The organism is Halococcus dombrowskii (assembly GCF_022870485.1).
In the GTDB taxonomy this organism is placed as follows: Archaea; Halobacteriota; Halobacteria; order Halobacteriales; family Halococcaceae; genus Halococcus; species Halococcus morrhuae.
In genome coordinates this window covers 448,986-471,112 of record NZ_CP095005.1, presented here as the reverse complement: position 1 = coordinate 471,112, position 22,127 = coordinate 448,986, and the positions used below count along the sequence as shown (strand labels likewise).

Annotated in this window: 24 protein-coding genes; 4 read left to right on the top strand and 20 right to left on the bottom strand. The window is 65.3% G+C overall.

Going from position 1 to position 22,127, the window contains the following annotated elements:
- Positions 1-66 precede the first annotated feature (66 nt).
- From MUK72_RS02495 to mdh, 6 genes are all read right to left on the bottom strand, one after another.
- Positions 67-732, bottom strand: coding sequence for a DUF2238 domain-containing protein (locus tag MUK72_RS02495; protein WP_244703546.1), 666 nt, complete (start codon positions 730-732; stop codon positions 67-69).
- Positions 729-1,328 carry a hypothetical protein gene (locus tag MUK72_RS02490; RefSeq protein ID WP_244703543.1) on the bottom strand — a complete coding sequence of 200 codons (600 nt, stop codon included), beginning with the start codon at positions 1,326-1,328 and terminating at the stop codon, positions 729-731. Before MUK72_RS02490 ends, MUK72_RS02495 begins: the two co-directional genes overlap by 4 nt.
- A 136-nt stretch (positions 1,329-1,464) precedes the next feature.
- Positions 1,465-1,884 (bottom strand): iron-sulfur cluster assembly scaffold protein, encoded by a 420-nt coding sequence (locus MUK72_RS02485; protein WP_004054013.1) that lies wholly within the window; start codon positions 1,882-1,884, stop codon positions 1,465-1,467.
- 49 nt (positions 1,885-1,933) lie between these two features.
- Complete coding sequence (locus MUK72_RS02480; RefSeq protein WP_004054012.1) at positions 1,934-2,083, bottom strand: 50S ribosomal protein L40e; 150 nt, start codon at positions 2,081-2,083, stop codon at positions 1,934-1,936.
- 44 nt (positions 2,084-2,127) lie between these two features.
- Complete coding sequence (locus MUK72_RS02475; protein WP_244703540.1) at positions 2,128-2,631, bottom strand: DUF367 family protein; 504 nt, start codon at positions 2,629-2,631, stop codon at positions 2,128-2,130.
- Positions 2,632-2,669: 38 nt separating this feature from the next.
- Positions 2,670-3,581 carry a malate dehydrogenase gene (gene mdh / locus MUK72_RS02470; protein WP_244703538.1) on the bottom strand — a complete coding sequence of 304 codons (912 nt, stop codon included), beginning with the start codon at positions 3,579-3,581 and terminating at the stop codon, positions 2,670-2,672.
- Between the two features lie 215 nt (positions 3,582-3,796).
- Between mdh and MUK72_RS02465 the strand changes: the two genes are divergently transcribed.
- A complete protein-coding gene (locus MUK72_RS02465) occupies positions 3,797-4,426 on the top strand; it encodes an Sjogren's syndrome/scleroderma autoantigen 1 family protein (protein ID WP_244703535.1) in 630 nt (209 codons plus the stop codon).
- Here MUK72_RS02465 and MUK72_RS02460 read toward each other — a convergent pair whose 3' ends face one another.
- The 13 genes from MUK72_RS02460 to MUK72_RS02400 all read right to left on the bottom strand — a co-directional run bounded on the left by MUK72_RS02460 (position 4,427) and on the right by MUK72_RS02400 (position 19,732).
- A complete protein-coding gene (locus MUK72_RS02460; RefSeq protein ID WP_244703533.1) occupies positions 4,427-4,804 on the bottom strand; it encodes a DUF7994 family protein in 378 nt (125 codons plus the stop codon).
- Between the two features lie 47 nt (positions 4,805-4,851).
- A complete protein-coding gene (locus MUK72_RS02455) occupies positions 4,852-7,272 on the bottom strand; it encodes a DEAD/DEAH box helicase (protein ID WP_244703530.1) in 2,421 nt (806 codons plus the stop codon).
- Positions 7,273-7,350: 78 nt separating this feature from the next.
- A complete protein-coding gene (locus MUK72_RS02450; RefSeq protein ID WP_244703527.1) occupies positions 7,351-8,319 on the bottom strand; it encodes an IS1595 family transposase in 969 nt (322 codons plus the stop codon).
- Between the two features lie 87 nt (positions 8,320-8,406).
- Positions 8,407-8,994: a diacylglycerol/polyprenol kinase family protein gene (locus MUK72_RS02445; protein ID WP_244703525.1), complete on the bottom strand. Its 588-nt coding sequence runs from the start codon at positions 8,992-8,994 to the stop codon at positions 8,407-8,409.
- Positions 8,994-10,739: a glycine--tRNA ligase gene (gene glyS, locus MUK72_RS02440; protein WP_244703523.1), complete on the bottom strand. Its 1,746-nt coding sequence runs from the start codon at positions 10,737-10,739 to the stop codon at positions 8,994-8,996. Before glyS ends, MUK72_RS02445 begins: the two co-directional genes overlap by 1 nt.
- The gene (locus tag MUK72_RS02435; protein WP_244703517.1) at positions 10,732-11,583 is read right to left on the bottom strand and encodes a CBS domain-containing protein; all 852 of its coding nucleotides are present in this window, start codon (positions 11,581-11,583) and stop codon (positions 10,732-10,734) included. The genes glyS and MUK72_RS02435 overlap by 8 nt, the downstream gene beginning before the upstream one ends.
- Before the next feature lie 46 nt (positions 11,584-11,629).
- Positions 11,630-12,160: a DUF7529 family protein gene (locus MUK72_RS02430; protein WP_244703511.1), complete on the bottom strand. Its 531-nt coding sequence runs from the start codon at positions 12,158-12,160 to the stop codon at positions 11,630-11,632.
- A gap of 44 nt (positions 12,161-12,204) precedes the next feature.
- A complete protein-coding gene (locus MUK72_RS02425) occupies positions 12,205-12,615 on the bottom strand; it encodes a DUF7555 family protein (protein ID WP_244703508.1) in 411 nt (136 codons plus the stop codon).
- A complete protein-coding gene (locus MUK72_RS02420) occupies positions 12,615-13,952 on the bottom strand; it encodes an ABC transporter ATP-binding protein (RefSeq protein WP_244703505.1) in 1,338 nt (445 codons plus the stop codon). Before MUK72_RS02420 ends, MUK72_RS02425 begins: the two co-directional genes overlap by 1 nt.
- Positions 13,945-15,174: an ABC transporter ATP-binding protein gene (locus MUK72_RS02415; protein ID WP_244703502.1), complete on the bottom strand. Its 1,230-nt coding sequence runs from the start codon at positions 15,172-15,174 to the stop codon at positions 13,945-13,947. Before MUK72_RS02415 ends, MUK72_RS02420 begins: the two co-directional genes overlap by 8 nt.
- Positions 15,171-16,631, bottom strand: coding sequence for an ABC transporter permease (locus MUK72_RS02410; protein WP_004053993.1), 1,461 nt, complete (start codon positions 16,629-16,631; stop codon positions 15,171-15,173). The genes MUK72_RS02415 and MUK72_RS02410 overlap by 4 nt, the downstream gene beginning before the upstream one ends.
- Before the next feature lie 3 nt (positions 16,632-16,634).
- Entirely contained in the window at positions 16,635-17,696 is a 1,062-nt protein-coding gene (locus MUK72_RS02405) for an ABC transporter permease (RefSeq protein WP_244703499.1), read from the bottom strand.
- 152 nt (positions 17,697-17,848) lie between these two features.
- Positions 17,849-19,732 carry an ABC transporter substrate-binding protein gene (locus MUK72_RS02400; RefSeq protein WP_244703497.1) on the bottom strand — a complete coding sequence of 628 codons (1,884 nt, stop codon included), beginning with the start codon at positions 19,730-19,732 and terminating at the stop codon, positions 17,849-17,851.
- Positions 19,733-19,911: 179 nt separating this feature from the next.
- Between MUK72_RS02400 and MUK72_RS02395 the strand changes: the two genes are divergently transcribed.
- On the top strand, positions 19,912-20,082 hold the full coding sequence (locus tag MUK72_RS02395) for a DUF7556 family protein (protein WP_244703495.1): 171 nt from the start codon (positions 19,912-19,914) through the stop codon (positions 20,080-20,082).
- 10 nt (positions 20,083-20,092) lie between these two features.
- Here MUK72_RS02395 and MUK72_RS02390 read toward each other — a convergent pair whose 3' ends face one another.
- On the bottom strand, positions 20,093-20,596 hold the full coding sequence (locus MUK72_RS02390; protein ID WP_244703492.1) for a 2'-5' RNA ligase family protein: 504 nt from the start codon (positions 20,594-20,596) through the stop codon (positions 20,093-20,095).
- 24 nt (positions 20,597-20,620) lie between these two features.
- On the opposite strand from MUK72_RS02390, the gene MUK72_RS02385 reads away from it, so the two are divergent.
- Positions 20,621-20,773, top strand: a complete 153-nt coding sequence (locus MUK72_RS02385) for a hypothetical protein (RefSeq protein WP_244703489.1) — start codon at positions 20,621-20,623, stop codon at positions 20,771-20,773.
- Between the two features lie 87 nt (positions 20,774-20,860).
- Complete coding sequence (locus MUK72_RS02380; RefSeq protein WP_244703487.1) at positions 20,861-22,126, top strand: argininosuccinate synthase; 1,266 nt, start codon at positions 20,861-20,863, stop codon at positions 22,124-22,126.
- Position 22,127: the final 1 nt, after the last annotated feature.

The window sequence follows — 22,127 nt, the reverse complement described above, 5'->3', positions numbered from 1 at the left end:
CGAAATTGTCGTCCCTCGGCACGGTAGCGACAGAGAATCAGGTTGCACGGCCGGGTCGCGATCAATTCAGCGCGCTCGTCTGGCATCGAGCCGCGCGGCGAGCTGATCGGAGATGTCCGTGAGATGGGCGGTGGCGAAGACCGCGACGAGGACGCCGCCGAGGATGTCGTAGAACAGATCGAGCGCGGTGTCTTCAAGCCCGTACTGGGTGAGCACCTGTGCGGTGCCGAAGGCGGCCGCGACCTCGGCGATCAGGAACTCCAGGAGCTCCCAGACGACGCCGAAAGCGACGATGAACAGGAGCAGATAGACGAACGTGAACGCTGGCGGCATGACGATGTATTTAGTGTGTTCGTCGATCGCGCGCGTCGTCGCGTAGGCGACGCCCGCGACCAGCGAGGACGACAGCGCGTGCGTGACGTGATCGTACCACCAGATCGAGCTGTATGCGCTCGCGAAGTCGAGAAACGGGAGCGGGAGCGTACCGACCGCGTGGAGGAACATCGCGGTCGTGATCCAGAGCACGATGCCGACGTCCATCGTGAGCGTGTAGCGCCGTTCGAGCACCGCCGGCAGGAACGTGACCGCGAGGGCGATGCCGGCGTTCGTGACCGTACCGACCGCCCCCGTGAGCGCGCCCGCGAGCACGACGGCCGCGAGAATCGCCTGCATCGCCCGCACGAGCCACGCCTGTTGGGTCGGCGAGATGCCGATACGACGACGGATCTTCATACTGTCTCACCCGCCGGACGGCGTGCAGCGTTCGCGCGCAGCCGCCGCCGGAAATACCAGACGAACACGCCGGCGGCGATCAGCCCGGCGACGAGCGTCGTCAGGAAGAACACCATCAGCTCCGTGTTCGTCTCGAAGAAGGCCGTGCCGAGATACTCCGCCGACAGCCACGAGCCGAACGCCCAGATGCCGGCGACGCCGAGCGTGGCGATCGTCGCGAACCAGACCGCGAAGCCGGGCGTCATTCGAACGGTGGTCGTCAACTGGAGAGTGACGACGACGAGCAACGCGAGCGTCGCGACCGCAATGCTGCGCACGAAGCCGGCGACGAACGGCAACTCGGCGGCGCTCAGACCGAACGGAAGCACGGTGAGCGCCAGCAGCGGCCACGGGATCGTCCGCCGCCACGAACGCCCGACCCAGGCCGGCACGACGGTGACGACGACCGCGACGCCCGCGGCGGTGGCGGTCACCAACTCGCCGGCGAGAACGTTCCCGACGGCCGACAGCGCCAGCACCGCCGCGAACAGCCACGCGATGGCGGCGTTCGTCCGCTCGTCCTCGATGAACCATTCCTCGGGCAGTCGCTGGCTCATCGCCCGTGCTCCGTCGCCACGGACGATCGCGGTCGGGGTCGGCCCCGTCGTCGACGCAGTGCGGGCGTCATCGCATCACTGTTCGTTTCGAAACGAGCGGGAAGGATAGATGTTGCGGGGCGATATCGCGTCCGAGCTACTCGGTCTGGGTCTTCTCGATGTTGGTCTTCTCGCCGCGGTAGATGGCCGCACCGTCCTGGGCGACCATCTCGGCGAGCACGGCACATTTGACGCGCATCGGGCTGATATCCACACCGAGAAGGTCGATCACATCGTCACGGTCGAGTTCGTCGAGCTCGTCGAGGGTCATCCCCTGGAGTTCGCCGGTGAGCATGCTCGCGCTCGCCTGGCTGATCGCACAGCCGTCGCCGTGGAAGGACGCGTACTCGATCGTTTCGCCGTCGTCGGCGAGTTCGATGTCGACGGTGATCTCGTCGCCACACATCGGGTTCTCGCCGACGTGGCTGAAGGTGGGATCGTCGAGTTCGCCGTAGTTGCGGGGGTTCTTGTAGTGGTCGAGGATCTGCTGGCGGTACATGTCCGAGCCCATGCTCATGATGGACGAAGTAGACGTGTGCGACCCAAAAGGATTCCGGGCAGCCGTCTCAGGCGCTGCGGCGCTCGCGGGCCTTCCGACGAAGGTTCTTGTAGCCGCACTTCCGACAGCTGTCCGCTCCGGCAGGGTTGCGGGCGTTACAGCGCATGCAGATCATCTTCTCGAGAATGCGCGCTTCCGCCTGGTCGAATCTGGCCATACCGCTCGCAACGGGTCGGCGGGGTTAAGCGTTTCCGAAACGGGCTACTCGGCGGCGAGATACTCCTCTTGGACGGCAATCACATCGCCCGAATCCGCACAGTCGGCGTAGCGCCGCAGCGGCTCGTCGTTGAGTTCGAGGAAGGTGTGGCCCCAGCGGAACTTCGCGAGGAGTTCCTCGGCGTGGGAGCGCTCGCCGAAAACACAGAGTGCGCCCGCGAGCGCCTCGACGGTCGTCAGCTGGAACGGCGTGCCGTAGTTCACCGGGTTGGCCGCGACCAGGAAGGGGAGTGCCCGGTGTGGCCCGCCAAGCGAGAACTGCTCGGCCTCGGCTGTCTCCCACGAGCAATCGAGCGCGACGAGCCGTTCGGGTGTGATGTCGCGGCGATCGGCCGGCGACAGCGCCTGCTCGGCGTGGGGGTTCAACACCACACCCGGGGGCGTTTCGCGGGCCGAACGATGGAGGGTGGCGAGATCGAAGCGGGCGAGCTTGCGGGCGGTGCATTTATCCGGATCGTCGTCACCCTCGTAGCGGACGTGCAGCTCCACGACGGTGCTATGCGATGCGAAAGGAAAGCTCGCTCGGCTCAGCGGATCGCGTCGTACTGCTCTTCGAGCTTGTCGGCGGCCTGGCCGAGCTGTTCGCGCTCGTACTCCGAAAGCGTCCAGTCGACGACTGCCGCGCCGTCGCTCGTGAGTTTGACGGGAACGCCGATGCTCACGCCCTCGTGACCGTACTCGCCGTCGAGCGGGACCGAGGCCGGGAGCACCGTTCCCGTATCGCGGACGATCGACTCGACGATGTGGCCGACACCGGTCGCCGGTCCCCACTGAGTCGCGCCCTTGCGCTCGATGACGTTCATCGCGCTCTCTTGGAGCCCTTCCAGAATGTCCGCGCGCTCGTCGTCGCCGAACGAGCGATCCTCGCCGTCGATGCGCACCTTGGAGAAGACGGGCACCTGTGCGTCGCCGTGCTCGCCGAGGATCGTCGCGTCCACGTTGGTGACCTGTGTGTCGAAACGGTCGGCGAGCACGTAGCGAAAGCGTGCCGAGTCGAGCCGGCCGCCGAAGCCGATGACGTGACCTCTGGGTCTGTCGCCCATCTCGTAGAGATGGCGGTTGAGCAGGTCCATCGGGTTCGAGGTCGTGACCGAGACGAACTCGTCGTTGTGCTCGGCCAGCGAGTCGCCGATCTCCTCCATGATTGGTGCGTTGTCCTCGCCGAGATCGAGCCGGCTCTGGCCGGGCTCGCGCGGGATGCCAGCGGTGATGACGACCACGTCCGAGCCGGCGGTGTCCTCGTAGGTTCCCTGCCGGACCGTCGTGTTCGTGTCGTAGGCCACGCCGTGGTTGACGTCGGCGGCCTGACCCACGGTCGTGTCCTCCTGATCGGGAATGTCCACGAAGACGATCTCGTCGGCGATGCCGCGCAACGCGATGTTGTAGCCCGCGGCCGCCCCCACCGTGCCCGCCGCACCAACCACGCTCACTTTGACCATGATACCTGAATGACTCGCGGAGCGGGCTAAAGCGCTTCGGAACCCCACTATTTTCCACGCAAGTTTGCCCGGTTCGGCGGCATGACGAACTCGATCGGAAACCCTCCATCGCCGCCGATGCACCACAGAAGCCCCAGCACGAGGGTCGTCACCCGCAGTCACAGCGCTGCGAGCACACCCACAGTCCTTTTTGAAGCGCGATGCCTTGATCGGGTATGAGCGAGTTCGACAAGGAAGCCGAACGCGAGAAACTCCGCAAGCGCTTCGCCGAGGAGGACGAAAAGCGCGAGACGACCGAGCAGATGAGCGAACTGCTCCTCCAGGGCGCGACGATGACCGACACTCACTGTGATCGCTGTGGGAGTCCGCTCTTTCGCTACGACGACCAGACGTTCTGTCCGACCTGTCAACAGTCCGCTGACGATGGCGGGGCGGACGACCGAGCAGCCACCACGGATGCACCCGACGAGCCCACGCCCGCGAACGCGAACGAAGGACAATCCGCCAGCGAACAGCCGCGCACGCAGCCGAATCCGAGCGCGGATCAGGCCACACGAGCCCCGACCCAACAGCCGCAGAGTCCGGCACAACCGATACAGAACCAGCAGACAGCGGCTCGAACGGATGGCACGAGTCAGGCGAGCGGGCAGCAGCCGGAAAGGGACACCCGGCCCGCAAGCGGGGCGAGCGACCTCGAAGCGGCCGAGGCATCGCTGTCGCGCACGCTCCGCGAACTGACGACCACGGCCGAGGAAACCGATGATCTCGGGCGGAGGCGCGAGCATCTCGCCGCCGCCCGCGAGGCCGCCGAGGCGCTCGACGCGGTGCGGACCGCTCGGAAGTAGTCAGATCGTCTCGTCCGGATCGATATCGAAATGCGGGCCATCGCGTGCGATGTCGAAGCCCATGAACGCGAACAGACCGGCCAGCGAGAGGGTGGCGACCGCATAAAGCAGTCCACCGTCAGCCCACGAGAACAGAACAGTGAGTAGATTGACGACCCCCATCATGACGAAGCCGAGTCCGAGGATCCGGTGCCAGCCGAACCGCCTCGTGAGGGGTGTCTCAAATCCCGCGAGGACGAACAGCACGCCAACGGCCAATAGCCCCGCGAAGCCGACCAGTCCCTCGGTCGAGCCGGAAAGTGAAAACCCGGAGAGAGCGAATAGGCCAGCCATCACTGCGACGATGGTGTAACCGAACCAGCGGAAGCCGCGGCGCATGGTGCCCGTACGAACGATTGGATCAATAAAAAGTGTATCGCCGCCGATCAGGGATCGTAGTCGCTGCCGACGACCTCGCGGATGCGCTCGGCGGTCACTTCGCCGACGCCCGACACCGTCTGTAGATCCGCCTCGTTGGCGATCATCACGCCCTCGACGGTGCCGAATTCTTCGAGGAGAGCGCGCGCCGTCACCGGTCCGATATCCGCGATCGAACTCACGACGTACTCCTGCTGTTCGGTGAGGGTTTTGGCCCCCTTCTCGCCGTGAACGCTCACCTCGCGGTCGGCCACCTCCTGCTCGCGGCCCGCGATCACGTGGAGGAGATCGGCCGTGTCGGACTCGTCAGTAGTCCGGAGCACGCTCGCGCCGAAATCCACCGCCAGCGAGGCGAGCGCACCCCTGATCGCGTTCGGGTGGACGTTGCGCTCGCCGTAGAGGTCGTCGCCCTCGATGAGCACCACGGGGCGGGCGTAGTGGCGCGCCGCGTCGCCGACCTGCTCGAAGAGCGATCGATCGCCGCCGGTGAGGGTGTCGAGGAAGTCACTCACGGATTTGCGCTCGACGACCACCCGATCCGAGAGCACGTAATCGCCGACGGCGAGCGTTTCGAGGCGTGTCTCACAGCCCTCCCGCGTCGAAAGGTCGCGGGCGATCGAGGCATCTAGCTCGCGCTGATCGACGACGATCTCGACGCCGTCGTCGCTGGCCGCGGTCGCCACCACTTCCTCGTCGTCGGTTGCGCTGTCACCGGCCTCGCCTTCCTCGTCAGCATCCGCTTCGTCGGTCGAATCGGATTCTGACGGCATGGCGAACGACGACAGCCCGGGCTGGCCATCGCCGTTGGCCGTCGCATCGGTTTCCGAGGATGACGTAGCCCTATCGCCCTCGAACGCGTCGAGCCCCTGCTGGGCGAGATCGGACTCGATGCTGCCGGCGGCGTTCTTCAAACTGTCGAGCTCGTCGGTCATCCGGGACTGCTCGTGACGTGATTTCCAGAAGTAGGCCTCGTCGCGGGTGTCCTCGGCGAGCAACACCATCACCCGACCCTCGGTCTGTCGCCCCGTTCGGCCCTTGCGCTGGATCGAGCGGATGGCCGTCGGCACGGGTTCGTAGAACAGCACCAGATCGACCTCCGGCACGTCGAGCCCCTCCTCGGCCACCGACGTCGAGACCAGCACCTCGAACTCCCCGGCGCGAAACGCGTCGAGGGTCTCCTGCTGTTCGTTTTGGGTCATCCCGTCCGACCCCTCCTTGTCGCCCTGCCCGACGAACTTCCGGGTCTCGAAGTGTGCGCCCAAAAATTCGGTGAGGGTTTCGGCGGTATCTCTCGACTCGGTGAAGACGATGACGCGCTCGCCGCCCTCGATGCCGAGACACTGCGCCAGCAGGATCCGCGCTCGACGGAACTTCGGATGGAGATCGTCGTACGTCTCCGCCTGCTCCATCGCCTCCCTGACCTTGGCCTCGGAGACGAGCCGCTGGCTCGCCTTCGACGCACCCGACGAGCGGGCGGCGTTGCGCTGGCGCTCGAAATACCGTCTGAGAGACTCGACGCTCTGAGTTTCGGCGAGCGTCACCGCCCGCCGGAGCTTCATCACCTCTGCGTGAATGCTCATCCCTTCGTAGCCCTCCGACTGGTCGTTGTCGATGAGCTGCTGGAGCTCGCTCCGGATCCGGTTGAGGTCGCGCTGAGAGATGTCCGCGCTCGTCGTGTGCGAGACGCCGAGTTCCTTCAGTTTCTCCAGCCGTTCTTCGATCACCGCGACGAGCGAATCCCGGATGGCGAGGATCTCGTCAGGCAGCGTCACGCGTTCCCACTCGACGGACGTGTCGTGGGTGTAGTCGGCGACGTCGGCGTCCTCCTCGGTCATCACCGCGACGCTCGCCAGTCCGAGGTTCTCACAGACGGATTGAATCGCCTCCTCATCACCACCCGGCGAGGCGCTCATTCCCGTTACCAACGGTTGCTCGGCGTCGGCGTGATAGCGCTCGGCGATGTAGTTGTAGGCGTAGTTGCCCGACGCGCGATGGCACTCGTCGAAGGTGAGATGAGTAGTAGTGGCAAGATCGATGCGACCGCCGATGAGGTCGTTCTCGACGACCTGTGGCGTGGCGATGACGATTCGCGTACGCTCGAACAGTTCCTCCCTGTCGTCGGGGCTGACCTCGCCGGTGAACACCACGATCTCGTCGTCGGGAATCGTGAGCGCCTCGCGATAGAACTCGGCGTGCTGGGTGACCAGGGGTTTCGTCGGGGCGAGTAGCAGCGACGTCCCGCCCTGTTCGTGGAGGCGCTCGGCGGTCACGAGCAAGCTCACCGTGGTTTTCCCGAGCCCGGTGGGCAGACAGACGAGCGTGTGCCCGCTCGCGGCCTGGTCGGCGAGTTCGGCCTGATAGCGCCGGCGTTCGAGCACGCCCGGTTCGACGAGCGGGCGCTCGACGGACTCCTCACCGGTGGTCGCCATTGGGCCGTTCTACCGGGCCATCCCGAATAAGCGTTCGCAGATGCGGGTGAAAGTGAAATCGAGTCGCTCTTGTGTAGATTAGCGGAATACGTTGACAGCGACGCAATCGACAAGGCTGTGGATGGGTGCTTGAACAAGATTCAGGGAGCGAAGAAGCCCGAAGGTGCGAGCGGCCTGCTCCAAGCCTTGCTTGGACAGGCCGCGGAATTTCGCCAGCCACGGTTGCACTAACGACCAGAGGCATTCGACCTGATTCGTGTGGATACCTTCCTCTGAGACGTACTCATCATCATGGACAACGGTTCGATGCTCGTGTTCCATTTGCTGATACGCGGGAAGCTCGTCGGTCCAGATCTCTCCCAGCGGCTGGGAGAGATCGCCTGCTTCCTCAATCACTGGCCCGAGGTTCTCGTCGTATTTCGACCCCTCTTCGGCTGAGATCACCTGGAGCACGTCGCGGCAGGCCGCGACGAGCGTCATCTCATCGCCCTGCTCTCCTGTCCATCGCGCCCGTCCGGGTCCAGGGGACCCGCCGCGGGACAGTCCGTCCCGCGGTGGGTTCTGGCCTTTGAACCCCGAGCACACCCGCTGAGTTTCGTCCACCTGTGTCGGCCCAGCAATCGTGTGCTCGATGCGTTCCCAAACAGTCGGGAAACCGCGAGCGAACGCGGTTTCCACGTCGCTAATTGCCTCGAAGACGGTTTTGTAGGTGCGGTCAAGCAGCGGTGCGATTTGGTTGATGCTGAGGAGGGAATCAGCGTACAGGACGAAGGCGACGAGGAACTCGCCGGGGGCGAGTTCCGAGTCATAGAAGGGTGTGCCACGGGTGTAGGTGGTTTTCCAGTCACAGCGGCCACACCAGATACGGGCCGAACCATCGAGGGCGTGGAGGGCGTCGGCGTCACAGCTCGGGCAGGTACGGGTGGTCCAGATGGCTTTGAGTCGCCGCTCGACGATGGCGTCGAGCGGCTCCGGCCGAAACTCTATTGCTCCGAGGTCAACGAGTTGCTCAAGCATTCCGCCGAGAGCAGCGCGTTCATTGGTCATGTACGACTGCTGTCGGCGGGATGCCGTAATCTCCGTGACTCGGTTCCGCTACACTACACAAGAGCGAATCGAGTTTCGGGGCGGTCGCTAGCCGGAAGCAAATGGGAGCCCGTGAGCGGTAAGCCGGAGTCCAATCGTGATGGCGACCGCCGCCGCGATCGGGATCGTGAGGTTGTCGTCGACCACGTAGCCCCGGACGACGGGTTTGACGCCATCGGCGAGCGTGGCGGCGAACGCACCGCAGACGGCGGGAACGAGGGCAACGAACGGGAACGCGATGAGAAAACAGACCGCGAACGTGACCGCGATCACCGACAGTTCCTTCATGCTCTGGAGTTCGCCGGAGCCCAGCAGGCCGCTGAGCGGGTCGGCGATCGTCAGCATCAGGATTGCAGGGATGGCGATCGCGGGCTGGAAGACGAGCGCGACGGCGGTGCCGCTGAACGTGTAGAGCGCGTAGCCAGCGAGGTTATCCTGTTCGTACTCGCGGGTGAGTTCGTCGTAGAGCCGCCAGTCGAGGCCGACGAACAGGCGCAGAGCTTCGAGACAGCAGACGACGACCGAGCCGGCGACGAGCAGCCAGCGGAACTGCTCGTAGCTGATGAGATCGAGGAGATACGCCGCCGGCAGCGCCGTGCCGCTGGCGTGGACGGCCCGGCGCTTGAGCTCGCCCATCAGTCGACGAGCGACTCGCCCGCCCGCAGCGCCGCGAGTCGGGCGGGCAGCTCGTCGATCGCGATACGCGTCTGAGTCGTGGAGTCACGCTCGCGCACCGTCACCGTCCCCTCGTCGAGCGATTCGTAATCGACGGTGACGCAGTAGGGCGTCCCGACCTCGTCCTGGCGGCGGTAGCGCCGCCCGATGTTGCCCGAGTCGTCGTAGTTCACCGTGAAGCCAGCCGCGCGCAGGTCGGCGGCGATCTCGTGGGCGTGCTCGCCGAGCCCGTCCTTGTCCATCAGCGGGAACACGCCCACGAACGTCGGTGCGAGGTCCGAGGGGAGGGCGAGATAGCTCCGTGGCTCGCCCTCGACTTCGTCCTCGCGGTAGCTGTGGACCAGAACGGTGTAGAGCACGCGCCCGATACCGAACGAGGGTTCGATGACGTGGGGCGTGACGTGCTCGCCCGTGATGGTCTCTTCGCGGACCGCGAATCCGGTTTGCTCGGTCGGTAGTTCGTACTGTTCGCCGTCGAGTTCGACCGCAACCTCGTCACCGTCGAACGCCGACGGGTCCCGCTCGGCCAGCGCAGCGAGTTCGTCGGCCACGTCGCCGGCGTCCGCACCGAACTCCGGCCCGAGATAGCTCATGTCGGGTTCGACCGAGGGGCGCTCGACGGTCTTCGGCTCGTCGTAGGGTCTGAACACCGAGAACGCCTCGTCGGAGTGATCGTCGTGTTTCGAGAGATCGTAGGCCCCACGATCGGCGAACCCGGTGATCTCGATCCAGTTGCCGTCGAGTTCGGCCTCAGCGTCCCAGCAGTCGCTTGCGTAGTGCGAGAGCTCGTCGGGTAGATGCTGGCGATAGCGGAACCGCTCCATGTCGACGCCGACCGCCTCGTACCATTCCCGTGCGATCGCGAGGTAGTAGGCGATCCACTCGCTTTCGACGACACCCGCGTCGAGCACCTCGGTGACGGTCATGCGCTCGATACTTCCCTCACCCTCCTGTGCAGTCGCCGAATAGAGCGGCAGCGTGACGTCTTCGACGCGCTCGATGGGTGGCTCGTCGCTTTCGGGATCGACGAACTGTTCGAGTTCGGCCATCGTGAACTCACGCACCCGGATGAGCGAGCGCCGAGGGCTGATCTCGTTGCGATAGCCGTGACCGATCTGGGCAACGCCGAAGGGAAGCTGGTTGCGCGCGTACTCGGCCAGACGGGGGAACTCGACGAAGATGCCCTGTGCGGTCTCGGGCCGCAGATAGCCCGGCGACGAGGAGCCCGGCCCGATCGTCGTCTCGAACATCAGGTTGAACGCCTCGACGGGCTCGTCGGCCAGCTCGGTCCCACACGACGGACAGGCGATCCCGTGATCGGCGATGAGTTCGGCGATGCGCTCGGTGCCAAGGCTCTCCGCCTCCTCGATATCGGTGTTGTCCTCGACGAGGTGGTCGGCACGGTGGCTCGTGGCGCACTCGGGACATTCGAGGATCATGTCGTCGAAGCCATCCAGATGACCCGACGCCTCGAACACCGGCTCCGGCGTGACCGTCGGCGAGGAGATCTCCATGTTGTCCTCGCGGGTGACGAACCGCTCGCGCCAGCTCGCTTCGAGGTTGCGCTTCAGCGCCGCGCCCTCAGGCCCGTAGGTGTAGAAGCCGCTCGCGCCGCCGTAGGCCTCGTTTGCGGGGAAGAAGAAGCCGCGGCGTTTGGCGAGTTCCGCGAGCGTGTCGGCGTCCGCGCCGGTCGTCACATCAGCCATCGAGCGCCTCCAGGAGGTTGATGTCCCGGACGATCCCGATGAGCTCGCTCCCACCCACCAGCGGGATCTGCTCGATGTCGTTCGTGATCATCGCCCGTGCGGCCTCCTGTGCGGTTCGCGTGGTGCCGACGCTCACGACGTCGGCGGTCATGAACTCGCGCACCGGCTCGTGGGGGATCTCGACGTTGCGCGTCGGGAAGTAGCGGTTGCCGACGGCCTTGATCCCCTCCCACATCCAGTCGTCGTCCTGATCGGCGATCGACTCGCCGGTCTCGGCCTCGCCCTCGACGACCCGTGCCACTTCGAGGACATCGGGCTCGGTGAGCATGCCACACATCTCGCCGTCGTCGTCGAGCACCACGGCGTAGGGAACGCCCGAATGCGAGAGTTCGCGCTCGGCGACCGTCAGCGGCGTGTCGACGTAGACGGCGTTCGCAGTTCGAGAGGCGAGTTCGCCGACCTGCGTGTCGCCGGCAGCCTCGCCCTCGGCGATGGCTCGCACGACGTCGGTGACGGTGACGATCCCTTCCAAATAGCCGTCGACCACCGGGACGCGACGGGCGCGCTCTTCGACCATCGTCGCGGCGACCGCCTCGATGGCGGTCTCGGTGGTCGTCGTCGGTCCCTCCTCGACCAGCAGGGCGAGCTGGTCCTCGTCGGGATGTTCGATGAGCGTCTGTCGCGAGACCAGCCCCCGGAACTCCTCGTCGTCGCCCTCACCCTTGACGACGGGAACCGAGGAGAACGCTCGTTCCTGGAGGTATTCGAGCGCATCGTCGCGCGTCCCGGGCAGCGAAACCGTAACGAGCGACTCGCGCGGCGTCATCGCGTCGGCGACGTTCATGAGGATTCACTGGCTTCCCACCTACAAAGTCCTTCCACTTCGCGGGCTACCGAACGGCGTCGTAATCGGTCGCCGGGAAGAACTTCTCGGGGTCGTCGTGCTCGAACGAACCCAGCTGCGTGCCGTCGAGCGTCTGGAGATGCGTGTACATCGCCCCGGCGTCGCTGGCGGCTCCCATCAGCGGCCGCGAGCCACGGCGCTCGAACCCGCCGGCGACGAACACCGCCGTCTCGCTCTCGGGATCGGCAAGCAGCGTCACCAGAAACACCTGACCGTGCGATTCGTTGCGGAAGACGTCGTAGCGCGGGAACTCGCCGTCCTCGAACACATCGGAGAACTCCTCGGCGTAGTTGTCGGGAACCACGTAGACCAGTCCGAAGCGCTCCTCGTCGCCGCTCTCGGGCGCTTCGGTCGACGTGTGGCCGGCCGGGATGGTAAGTGTCTCCCAGCCGTCGGCCTCGTACTCGGCGGCGAGGGCGTCCATGTCGTCGAGCGTGGCCGCCCACGCCTCCTTCAGACCGTCGGAACGGGCGGCGAGCCGGTCGCCTTGATCCGGGTTCTCGCTCGTTTCGGGCATACGCGCGCTGGGACTCGTGGCGTGTAAAGCCTGTCGGCGCGGTCTCAGGCGGCGATGCCGAAGCCCGCCTCCATCACGAACGAGGTCACCAACACGAGCACGCTCGCGACGAACAGCTTCGCCGACGCCGGCAGCCGGTCGTCGGGCGCGAGCCCGTAGCGCCCGAGCGGCGGCAGCCGCTGGACGGCCGCCTGAAAGCGCGTCTCCTCGCGCTCGTCGGCCGGGTCGTCGTCCTTCCAGGGCGGCGTCGGTCGAAGCTGGAACGCCGAAATGCCGAAGACGAAGAAGCCGACGAAGAACAGGGCGAACTTCACGCCGACCAGCCCCCAGCCGAGCGGGACGCTCACGATCGCCGCGATCGCGACGAGTACGGCCACGAACGCGACGGCGTAGACCAGCGCGTCGATCGCCTGGCGCAGTCGGAGCGCCGCCGGGTGCGGCCGGTCGGCGGCCATCACTGCTCGCCGAAGACGGTGTGGGTGAAGAACTCGGCCGGCTCCTCGTGCTCGTCCTTATGGCGGTGGCAGAGGCTCGTCCGGCCGGCCGCGCTCACCTCGTGGTGAGCCGGGGTCTCCCTGTCGCACTCGCTGCCGAACTCCTCGCGCAGGAGATCGATCGCGCCCGCCTCGTCGTTGTCACGCAGGTGTTCTTCCACCGCATCGAGCTGCTCCTGGATCGACGGCGGCACCGCGACATCGCCGAACAGCTCCTCGTGCATCTCGTCGACGTCCGAAAAACGGGTGTCCATCCCGATCAGTGCGCGCGCACGCTCGGAGAGCGAGCGCTCGGCACGATCACGCTCGCGCAGCACCTCCCGGAACACCTCGATGCGTTCCCAGAGCTCGTCGTCCGTATCACGATATTTCTCGGGCCTGATCTTCGCCGGACAGCGCGTGCTGAACGGACAGCCCGTCGGCGGATCGCGCGGGCTCGGCGGGGTTCCCCGCAGCGTGATGCGCTCCTTGTCGCTCTGGGGATCGGCCTCGGGGATCGCCGACAGCAGCGCGTGCGTGTACGGGTTCGCCGGGTCGGCGAACAGCTCCTCGGCGGGGCCGACCTCCATGATGTTGCCGAGATACATCACCGCGACGCGATCACAGATGTGGCGCACCACCGAGAGATCGTGCGCGATGAATAGATAGGTGAGCCCGAACTCGTTTTGGAGCTCCTCCAGGAGGTTCAGGATCTTCGCCTGCACGGAGACGTCGAGCGCGCTCACGGGTTCGTCAAGCACGATGAACTCCGGCGAGAGCGCGAGCGCCCGTGCGATGCCGACGCGCTGGCGCTGGCCACCGGAGAACTGGTGGGGGTATCGATAATAGTGCTCCTCGCGCAGCCCGACGGTTTCGAGCAGTTCGCGCACGCGCTGACGGCGTTCCCGTGGCGACTTCCAGTCGTGGACGTCGAGCGGTTCACGGATGATCTCGCCGACGGTCATCCGGTCGTTGAGACTGGATTCGGGGTCCTGAAAGACGATCTGGGCGTTCCGCCGCCAGTTCTTCAGCTCGCTGCCGGACAGCTTCGTGACGTCGGTGCCGTCGAATTCGACCGTGCCCGCTGTCGCCGACTCCAACTGGACGAGCGTCCGCCCGAGCGTGGTCTTCCCACAGCCGGATTCGCCGACCAGCCCGAGCGTCTCGCCGCGCTCGATGTGGAGCGTCACGTCGTCGACGGCCTTGACCGGTTCGTCCGAGAGCAGCCCGCCGTCCTCGTAGTAGGTCTTCAGGTTCTCGACGTCGACCAGCGTCTCGCCGCTCGATACCTCCGTCTCGCGCTGAATCGTTTCACTCATTGAGTGCCTCCTCGCTGTCATCGCCGCGCCGCCGATGGGTCTCGACGGCGCTCTCGCGCGACTGGTCGTCGGGGTAGAGCAGGCAGGCGGCGGTGTGGTCGCTCGCCCCCTCGTTCACCGGCACCGAGACCGGATGGACGCTCTCGCATTCGGCGAACGCCTCCGGACACCGCGGCGCGAACCGACAGTCGGTCGCGGGCTCGTTCGGCGTCGGCACGTCGCCCTCGATCGTTCGCAGCCGATCCTCGCCGGGATGGCGACCCGGGATCGATTCGAGCAACCCCTGCGTGTAGGGGTGTTTCGGGTTCGCGAACACCTCCTCGACGGGCGCGGTCTCGACGATCTCACCGGCGTACATCACGTTGAGCCGGTCGGCGATTTCGGCCATCACACCCATGTCGTGGGTGATGAAGACGATCGACAGCCCGCGCTCTTCCTGAATATCGGACAGGAGTTCGAGGATCTGTGCCTGAATCGTCACGTCGAGCGCCGTCGTCGGCTCGTCACAGATGAGCAGTTTCGGCTCGCAGGCCAGCGCCATCGCGATCACCGCGCGCTGGCGCATCCCGCCGGAGAACTGGTGGGGATACTCCGTGATGCGGCGTTTGGCGTCGGGGATCGAGACGGCTTCGAGCAGGTTGATCGCCTCCTCGGTCGCCGCCTGCCCCCGGAGCCCCTGATGGAGCCTGAGCGCCTCCTTGATCTGGTTGCCGACGGTGTAGACGGGGTTGAGGGAACTCAGCGGATCCTGGAAGATCATGGCGATACCGTTGCCACGGAGCGTTCTGAGCGCCGAATCCGGCACCCGGGTGACGTCGATGTAGCCGTCGGTGGGCTCGTCGCCGTCCCACTCCTCGACGAACGCGAAGTCGTCTTCGTCGACGGCGTTGGCCCGCTCCGTATCGGAGAGACCGGCGACATCGGCCGTACGCTTCCGATTGGAGTCGACCAGTTGGGAGAGGACGTCGCGATCGCGGAAGTTGACCGCGCCGTCGAGAACGCGCCCCGGGGATTTGATCAACCCCATGATCGAGCGTGCCGTCACGCTCTTTCCCGACCCGCTCTCGCCGACGATGCCGACCGTCTCGCCCTCCCGAACGTCGAAGCTCACGCCGTCGACCGCACGGATCGTCTCCTTGTCGGTGAAGAAGGCCGTTCGGAGGTTCTCGACGGAGAGCACGGTCTCGCCCGCGGTACGTTCGCGCGGGGACTGCATGCTCATGCGCCACCACCTCCGGCGACGGCGGCCTCGCCACCGGTCTCCTCGCCACCCTCGCTCTGCGGATCGAGCGCGTCGCGGATGCCGTCACCGAGCGCGTTGAACCCGACGACGATGAGCGTGATCATGATGCCCGGGATCAGCGAGATATGCCACGAGGCGGTCGCCACGTAGGGCTGGCCGGCGGAGATCGCCCGCCCCCACTCGGGTGTCGGCGGCGTGATGCCGAGACCGAGATACGACAGTCCCGCGACGGCGATGATGATGCCGCCGAGCGTCAGCGATGCGTAGATCAGCAGGTAGCCGACGACGTAGGGGAACATGTGTTTCTGCATGATGACTCGTGGCTTCTGGCCGAAACTCTTTGCGGCGTCGATCCACTCCTGTTCGGAGATCTGGAGCGCCGGACCGCGCAGCGCCCGCCAGAAGAAGGGCCAGTACGTGACCGAGAAGATCGCGATCAGCAGTACCGCCCCGTTGTAGAGGTTCGCGATCCACGTGTTGCCGAAGACCGCGGAGGCAAGGATCAACACCAGCAGGACGGGCAGCGATTGAATCGAGTCGCTAGTGATGACCGCCGCGAGATCGGCGAGGCCCTTGTAGTAGGCCGTCAGCATGGCGAGCGCGGTGGCGATGAAGCCCGCGATCATCAGGGAGACGAGCCCGATCATCAGCGAGATACGCGCCCCCGCCGCCATGAACGTGAAGAGGTCCTTTCCGTCCGTGAGCGTCCCGAACGGATGGAATCGTCCGTAGTCGTCGTAGCTCCACGGACCGACGTTCTCGCCGCCGGCCCCCTGCGAGGTCGAACCGAGATTCGCGGTGCCGACGGTGACGTTCGAGACCGACTCGATCTCGTCGTCGTAGTATTTCGTGTAATGCGTGTAGGGGCTCTGGATGTTCGCGTCGACGGTCGTGGGGCCGAGCGCCGGCGCGAACAGCGCCAGCACGAAGAAGGCAAGCACGAGCACGAAGCCGAACTGACCCCACCGATGGGAGCGCAGCCGGTCGACGACGTCGTCCCGTGGCGTCCAGTCGGCGTACCGGTAGTGATCGCGGAACCAGCGGTAGCCGACCCAGAACCAGCCGAGCCAGACGAACGCGTAAGCGTAGATGAGGACGACCCGCAGCAGCCACGCGTACGCCGGCTCCAGTCCGAGGAACGTCCCCATCCACTCGCCGCTCGCAGTCTGGTAGCCCTGGTTCGGGATGAGACCGCGCGTGAGCAGCGTCGGGATCGACTCGGCGGCCTCACCGGCGCTCGCGAGCGCGGCCGCCCCCGGGTTCGACGGGAGCAGGCGGACCACCGTCAACGCGAGCTGGATGATGACGCCGATGAACGCGCCGAACTCGACGGCCAGCAGGACGATCGCACCGGCGAGCCACTGCAGCGCCGGACGCGGGTTCGCCGCGATGCGGTCTCGGAGCGGTACTTCTTCGTCGGATTGTGTCTCACTCATGGATTACTCGCTTTCGTAGCCGACGCGCGGGTCGATCAGCGTGTACAGCAGATCCTGGAGGATGTTCGTGAAGACGGTGATCAGGATGAAGATGAACATCAGCGCACCCAGCAGCGGGAGATCCGCGTTGAGCGCTGCCTGATAGAACAGATAGCCGATCCCGTTGATGGCGAACACCGTCTCGACGAGCACCGATCCACCGACCAGGAGGAACGCCTCACCGGTGATGATCGGTACCAACGGGATCAGCGCATTGCGGAAGACGTGTTTCCAGATGAGGCTGCGCCCCGAAACACCCTTTGCGCGCGCCGTCTCGACGTAGTCGGAGTTGATCGTCTCCAGAATCGCGGTGCGACCGATGCGCATCTCGTTGCCCATCGAGGCCGATCCGAGCACGAGCGCCGCGGGCGCGATCTGTTTCAGCGCCGCGAGGAACGAGCCGTTCGCGCCGGTCGAAACCCACCAGTCGATCGGGTTCGTGATGGCTTCGAGCGGGGTCGAGAGGAATCGCAAGTTCGGTGGCGAGAGGATATCGGTCGTGACGAGCCAGTTCGACCAGTTGAAGCCGAAGAGGAGGTCCTGGGACTGGACGAGCACGCTCACGAGGAGGATCGCCAACCAGAAGTTCGGCATCGCCCGCCAGACGATCCCGCCGAACGAGGCGAAGTAGTCCCCGCCCGTGTTCGGGTTGAGCCCGGCGTAGAAGCCGAGCGGGATGCCGATGAACAGCGCGATGACGACCGACCAGAAGCCGAGCCAGATCGTCCGGGGCGCGTAGCTCGCGACGAGGCTGTAGGCGTCCCGGCCGGGCTGGATCACCCACGACTGGCCGAGATCGAGGGTGAACATGTTGATCATGAAGTCGATATACTGCTGCCAGAGCGGCTGTGTCAAACCGAGCTGTTCACGGATCCGTTCGATCCCCTGCGGGTTGCCCATGCCGACGATCGCCGCCGCCGGGTCGATCGGTCCCAGACGGACGAGCATGAAGACGATCGTCGTCCCGAAGAGGATGACCGGGATCGAGAGCACGAGCCGCCGGAGGAAGTAGCTCCAGCGACTCATGGGACAGTACTCACCGCGAAACTAGCTCTCATGCTGCACGTTCGTATGTGATGTGGATTCATTATAGTTTTCGGTTAGGTTCGGACGGCTCTCGGCGCGATCGATCACCACCGAACATCGGAACTGCAAACCACACACCGTGAAGGGTGTGGTTACTGACGCTGTTTCGCGATCTTCACGTCGTTGTACATCTGGCGGCTGTCGCCCATTCCGCCGTACGGCGGAATGTCGACCCAGTTGTACGCGAAGCGTTCACCGAGACTGTGGTAGAGCGGCAGGAAGCCAACGTCTTCCCAGTTGGCCTCTTCGATGTTGACGTAGGCCTTGTTGCGGGCCTGCTGGGCCTGCTTCGTCGGTGCCTGGTTGTTCGAGACCGTCTTGTACGCCTTGGACGCCTGCTTTGCTGCGTCGCCGTTCTCCGGCGTCCAGTTGATGTACGACAGCGGCGCGTCGGAGGAGGTGTCGGTCTGTGGCGGGTTGAGCAGCTGCAGGAAGTTGTCCGGGGCCGGCCAGTCGGCGATCCAGCCGAGCGTGTAGACCTCGAGTTTGCCGCTGCGACCGCGCTCGGTGAGGGTCGCGAACGGGGTCTGCTGGATCTGCATGTCGATGAACGCGCTCGATAGCTGGTCACGGAACAGCTTGGCGAGCGAGAGCCACGAGTCGTCCTGATACTGGGTCCACTGGACGGTGAAGCGATTGTTCGGCCCGTAGCCCGCGTCCTTCATCACCTTCTTGGCCTTCTGGAGCTGGGTCTTGTTGTAGCCGTAGGGGTAGTTCTGTTTGGCGTGTTTCTTGTAGGCCTTCGAGCCGCCACCCGGGTAGATCGATTTCGGCGTGACGTGGAACGCCGGCTCGCCGCGGCCCTTGAACACCTGTTTGGTCAACTGCTGCTGGTTCGCGGCGTAGGCGAAGGCCTGTCGCACCGGCTTCGGCACCTTCGACATATCGAAGCCGAGGTAGTAGGTGTTGATCTCGGGGACCGCGAGATACTGGACCGTCGAGCCGTTGCGGACCGGTCCGTAGGTGCCGAACTGCCGGCCGAGATCGTCGGGGCCGCGCTGGACGTTGACCTTGCTCGGGTCGTACTGGGAGATCGGGATCCCGAAGACATCGGCGTTCTTGTTCATCGCGTAGTTGAACACCGGTGATGCCTTCTCGATGATCTGCCAGTGAACGCCCGCGACGGAGGCCTTCCCGCCGTGATAGTCGTCGAACCGTTCGACTTCGGCGCTGGTGCCCGAGTTCCACTCCTTGAGTTTGAACGGACCGGCACCGACCGGGTCGCTGGTGGAGAGCTTCTGCTGGGATACTTCGCCGTCGTAGCCCTCGATATCGCCGACGTACCCCTCGGGCAGCACGGCAAAGGAGTTGTAGGCCATCATCTCCTGGGCCGCGTGGAACGGGGCCGAGAGCGTGACTTCGAGGGTCTTCTCGTCCTTGGCGTTGAGCCCGAGCGAGCCGGGTTTGTACGTCTCCTCGCCGTCCTGCGTCGTCGTCTCGTGTTTGACACCGAGCGAATCGAGAATGAAGTACGCTCGTTTCGAGCTGGAGGAGGCCGCGAGTCGTTCCCAGGAGTAGACGACGTCCTGTGCCGTGACCGTATCGCCGTTGTGGAACGTCGCGTCCTTCAGCGTGAACGTGTAGGTCGTGTTGTCGTCGGAGAGCTCGAAACTCTTGGCGAGGCCCTTTTTCGGGTCGGCTTTCCCGTCCGGATAGTTCATCAGCATGTCGTAGAGCTGCTGATTGACGTAGCCGCTGGCCTCGTCGGTCGCCTCGATCGGGTCGAACGTGGTGATGGTGCTGTTGATTCGCTGGAGCACCTTCGAGGGGTCGGCCTCGATGTTCTGTTGGGTCTGCTGGCTGCTCCCGTTGCCACCCGAGCCGTTGGCACCACCGCTCCCGTTACCACCGGAACCGTTGCCGCCGGAGTCGTTCCCTCCGCCGCCACCCGTACAGCCGGCGAGCGCGAGCGCCCCCGCCGCACCACCGGTCGTTTTCAGGAAACGACGTCGCGTCTGGCTGTTATCGTCTCTCATTCCAGTTAGTGAAGCTTTGCCGTATGCGCATAAGTTTTGTGTTAACGCTTCGCCCAACTTCGACGCCGTTGTTTTACATTATCGTCGTGATGTGAACGACGATGGCGGGAACTGCCGTCCGGCAGTGTCGTTACCACAGTCCGGTGAATTTATATATCGTTGGTATGTACTCACATAGTATGACGCCAGATACGGCCGCTGTGGCGACAGCCGGCTCCGCGGAGGACGTCATGGGCTCGGTCGACGATGACGGTAGCGTCGAGCGGTTCGTCATCGCCGATATCTCGCGGGACGACGCCTGGCTTTCGCTCCCGCTCGCCGAGGCAGCCACGCTCGCCGACTGGCAGTAAACTTTTTTTTTCAGTACGATACCGGCAGCGAGAGGGTTCCAGCGCGCTCGTCGTGGATCGCATCGTAAAAACGGAGTTCGGAGATCGACCACTCGATCGGGTCGACGGTGCGCGAACGGAGCGCTTCGGCACGATCGACGCTCCCCCCACGGGCGAGGGTGATGTGCGGGACGTACGCCTCGCCTTCGAGGTCGGCGATCGCGCCGAAGGTATCGACGAGGCGCTCGTGGATCGCCACGAGTCCCGGACTCGCAACGGCGAGATAGACCACCGGCCCGGGACCACGAACGGGCTCCTCGAAAAGTTCGATACCCGTCACGCGCGCTTCGATCGATGTCGTCCCGTCGAGTACCCGCCGAACGCGCTCGGAGAGATGGGCGTAGTCCTCGGACTCGAAGCGCTTGCAGACCAGCGAGTGGCGCTCGCGCGCGCGCTCGAACCCTGCAAGCCGGGGATGGAGTGTCGCCGCGAGGCGTTTCACTCGTCCGGGAGCCGGGACGTTGAGGCTGAACACGTTCGCGAGAGGGGAGCGAGCGGAATGACCGTGGTGGTCGGCGGTGCAAGCGTTGCCGAGCCGGAAGCATTTAATAGGGCGGCCATCCACAGGCTGCATATGACGCGGACACACGACGCCGGCTCGTTTTCGACCGCCGGCGCGTGGGCGCTCCGACCGCGACGACCGGGCCTTTAGGCCCGCATACACTTCTCTCCAACCGATCCGATACGCTCTCCAGCCTACCCGAAGGGTTCGCTGGACGAACCATCACTACCACACCAGATGACAGATACGACATCCACAGCCGATTCCGACCGCATCGCACTCGCCTTCTCCGGCGGGCTCGACACGACCGTTTGCGTCCCGATCCTCGAAGAGGAGTACGGCTTCGACGAGGTCGTCGGCGTCACCGTCGACGTCGGCCAGCCCGAAGCCGAGTTCGACGAGGCCGAGGAAACTGCCGCCGCGCTCGATCTCGAACATCACGTGATCGACGCGCGCGAGGCCTTCGCCGAGACGTGCCTCGACGCCGTCCGCGCGAACGCCACCTATCAGGGCTATCCCCTCGGCACGGCGCTCGCCAGACCCGTGATCGCCGAGGCCATCCTCGAAACCGCCATCGAAAACGACTGCTCGGCGCTCGCTCACGGCTGCACGGGCAAGGGCAACGACCAGCTCCGCTTCGAAACCGTGTGGCGCGCCTCCGACCTCGACGTGGTCGCACCGGTGCGCGAACTCGGTCTCACCCGCGAGGCCGAGCAGGAGTACGCCGCCGAACGCGATCTTCCAGTGGAAGGCGGCGACGGCGGTGCGTGGAGCATCGACACCAATCTCTGGAGCCGCTCGGTCGAGGGGTCGGACCTCGAAGAGCCCTCCTACGTCCCCCCGGAGGAGATCTACGACTGGACACAGCCCCCCGAGGGCGGACACGAACTGCTCGAAATCGAGTTCGACGAGGGGCGTCCGGTCGCGCTCGACGGTGAGAAGACCGGTGCGATCGAGCTCATCGAACAGTTGAACGCGATCGCGGGTGCACACGGCGTCGGGCGCACCGATCTGATGGAAGACCGGATGCTCGGGCTCAAAGTCCGCGAGAACTACGAGCATCCCGCGGCAACGGTGCTCCTCAACGCGCACGAAGCCCTGGAGTCGCTCGTGCTCACCAAGGAGGAGCGCAGTTTCAAGACGCAGATCGATCACGAGTGGGCCGAGAAAGCCTACGAAGGACTGCTCGCCGCGCCGCTGGTCGACGCGCTCGACGGGTTCATCGACTCGACCCAAGAGCGCGTCACCGGCACCGTCACGATCAAACTCGAAGGTGGGCAGGCCAGACCCGTGGGCCGCGAGAGTCCCTACGGCGTGTATTCGGCCTCGGCAGCCTCGTTCAACACCGCCGACGTCGGCGGCGGGATCGAGCAGAACGACGCCACCGGCGTGGCGAAGTACCACGGCTTCCAGTCGCGGCTGGCCGGACAGGTCATCGACGAGGCCGAGACGCCCGAAGCAGCCGCCGACGGCGGCGTGAGCGACGAGATCGGGGGCGACTGAG

Bases quoted from the DNA above. Each gene is read 5' to 3' on its own strand.
- MUK72_RS02495 (WP_244703546.1), bottom strand. From the start codon at position 732: ATGAAGATCCGTCGTCGTATCGGCATCTCGCCGACCCAACAGGCGTGG.
- MUK72_RS02490 (WP_244703543.1), bottom strand. From the start codon at position 1,328: ATGAGCCAGCGACTGCCCGAGGAATGGTTCATCGAGGACGAGCGGACG.
- MUK72_RS02485 (WP_004054013.1), bottom strand. From the start codon at position 1,884: ATGAGCATGGGCTCGGACATGTACCGCCAGCAGATCCTCGACCACTAC.
- MUK72_RS02480 (WP_004054012.1), bottom strand. From the start codon at position 2,083: ATGGCCAGATTCGACCAGGCGGAAGCGCGCATTCTCGAGAAGATGATC.
- mdh (WP_244703538.1), bottom strand. From the start codon at position 3,581: ATGGTCAAAGTGAGCGTGGTTGGTGCGGCGGGCACGGTGGGGGCGGCC.
- MUK72_RS02465 (WP_244703535.1), top strand. From the start codon at position 3,797: ATGAGCGAGTTCGACAAGGAAGCCGAACGCGAGAAACTCCGCAAGCGC.
- MUK72_RS02460 (WP_244703533.1), bottom strand. From the start codon at position 4,804: ATGCGCCGCGGCTTCCGCTGGTTCGGTTACACCATCGTCGCAGTGATG.
- MUK72_RS02455 (WP_244703530.1), bottom strand. From the start codon at position 7,272: ATGGCGACCACCGGTGAGGAGTCCGTCGAGCGCCCGCTCGTCGAACCG.
- MUK72_RS02450 (WP_244703527.1), bottom strand. From the start codon at position 8,319: ATGACCAATGAACGCGCTGCTCTCGGCGGAATGCTTGAGCAACTCGTT.
- MUK72_RS02445 (WP_244703525.1), bottom strand. From the start codon at position 8,994: ATGGGCGAGCTCAAGCGCCGGGCCGTCCACGCCAGCGGCACGGCGCTG.
- glyS (WP_244703523.1), bottom strand. From the start codon at position 10,739: ATGGCTGATGTGACGACCGGCGCGGACGCCGACACGCTCGCGGAACTC.
- MUK72_RS02435 (WP_244703517.1), bottom strand. From the start codon at position 11,583: ATGAACGTCGCCGACGCGATGACGCCGCGCGAGTCGCTCGTTACGGTT.
- MUK72_RS02430 (WP_244703511.1), bottom strand. From the start codon at position 12,160: ATGCCCGAAACGAGCGAGAACCCGGATCAAGGCGACCGGCTCGCCGCC.
- MUK72_RS02425 (WP_244703508.1), bottom strand. From the start codon at position 12,615: ATGGCCGCCGACCGGCCGCACCCGGCGGCGCTCCGACTGCGCCAGGCG.
- MUK72_RS02420 (WP_244703505.1), bottom strand. From the start codon at position 13,952: ATGAGTGAAACGATTCAGCGCGAGACGGAGGTATCGAGCGGCGAGACG.
- MUK72_RS02415 (WP_244703502.1), bottom strand. From the start codon at position 15,174: ATGAGCATGCAGTCCCCGCGCGAACGTACCGCGGGCGAGACCGTGCTC.
- MUK72_RS02410 (WP_004053993.1), bottom strand. From the start codon at position 16,631: ATGAGTGAGACACAATCCGACGAAGAAGTACCGCTCCGAGACCGCATC.
- MUK72_RS02405 (WP_244703499.1), bottom strand. From the start codon at position 17,696: ATGAGTCGCTGGAGCTACTTCCTCCGGCGGCTCGTGCTCTCGATCCCG.
- MUK72_RS02400 (WP_244703497.1), bottom strand. From the start codon at position 19,732: ATGAGAGACGATAACAGCCAGACGCGACGTCGTTTCCTGAAAACGACC.
- MUK72_RS02395 (WP_244703495.1), top strand. From the start codon at position 19,912: ATGACGCCAGATACGGCCGCTGTGGCGACAGCCGGCTCCGCGGAGGAC.
- MUK72_RS02385 (WP_244703489.1), top strand. From the start codon at position 20,621: ATGACCGTGGTGGTCGGCGGTGCAAGCGTTGCCGAGCCGGAAGCATTT.
- MUK72_RS02380 (WP_244703487.1), top strand. From the start codon at position 20,861: ATGACAGATACGACATCCACAGCCGATTCCGACCGCATCGCACTCGCC.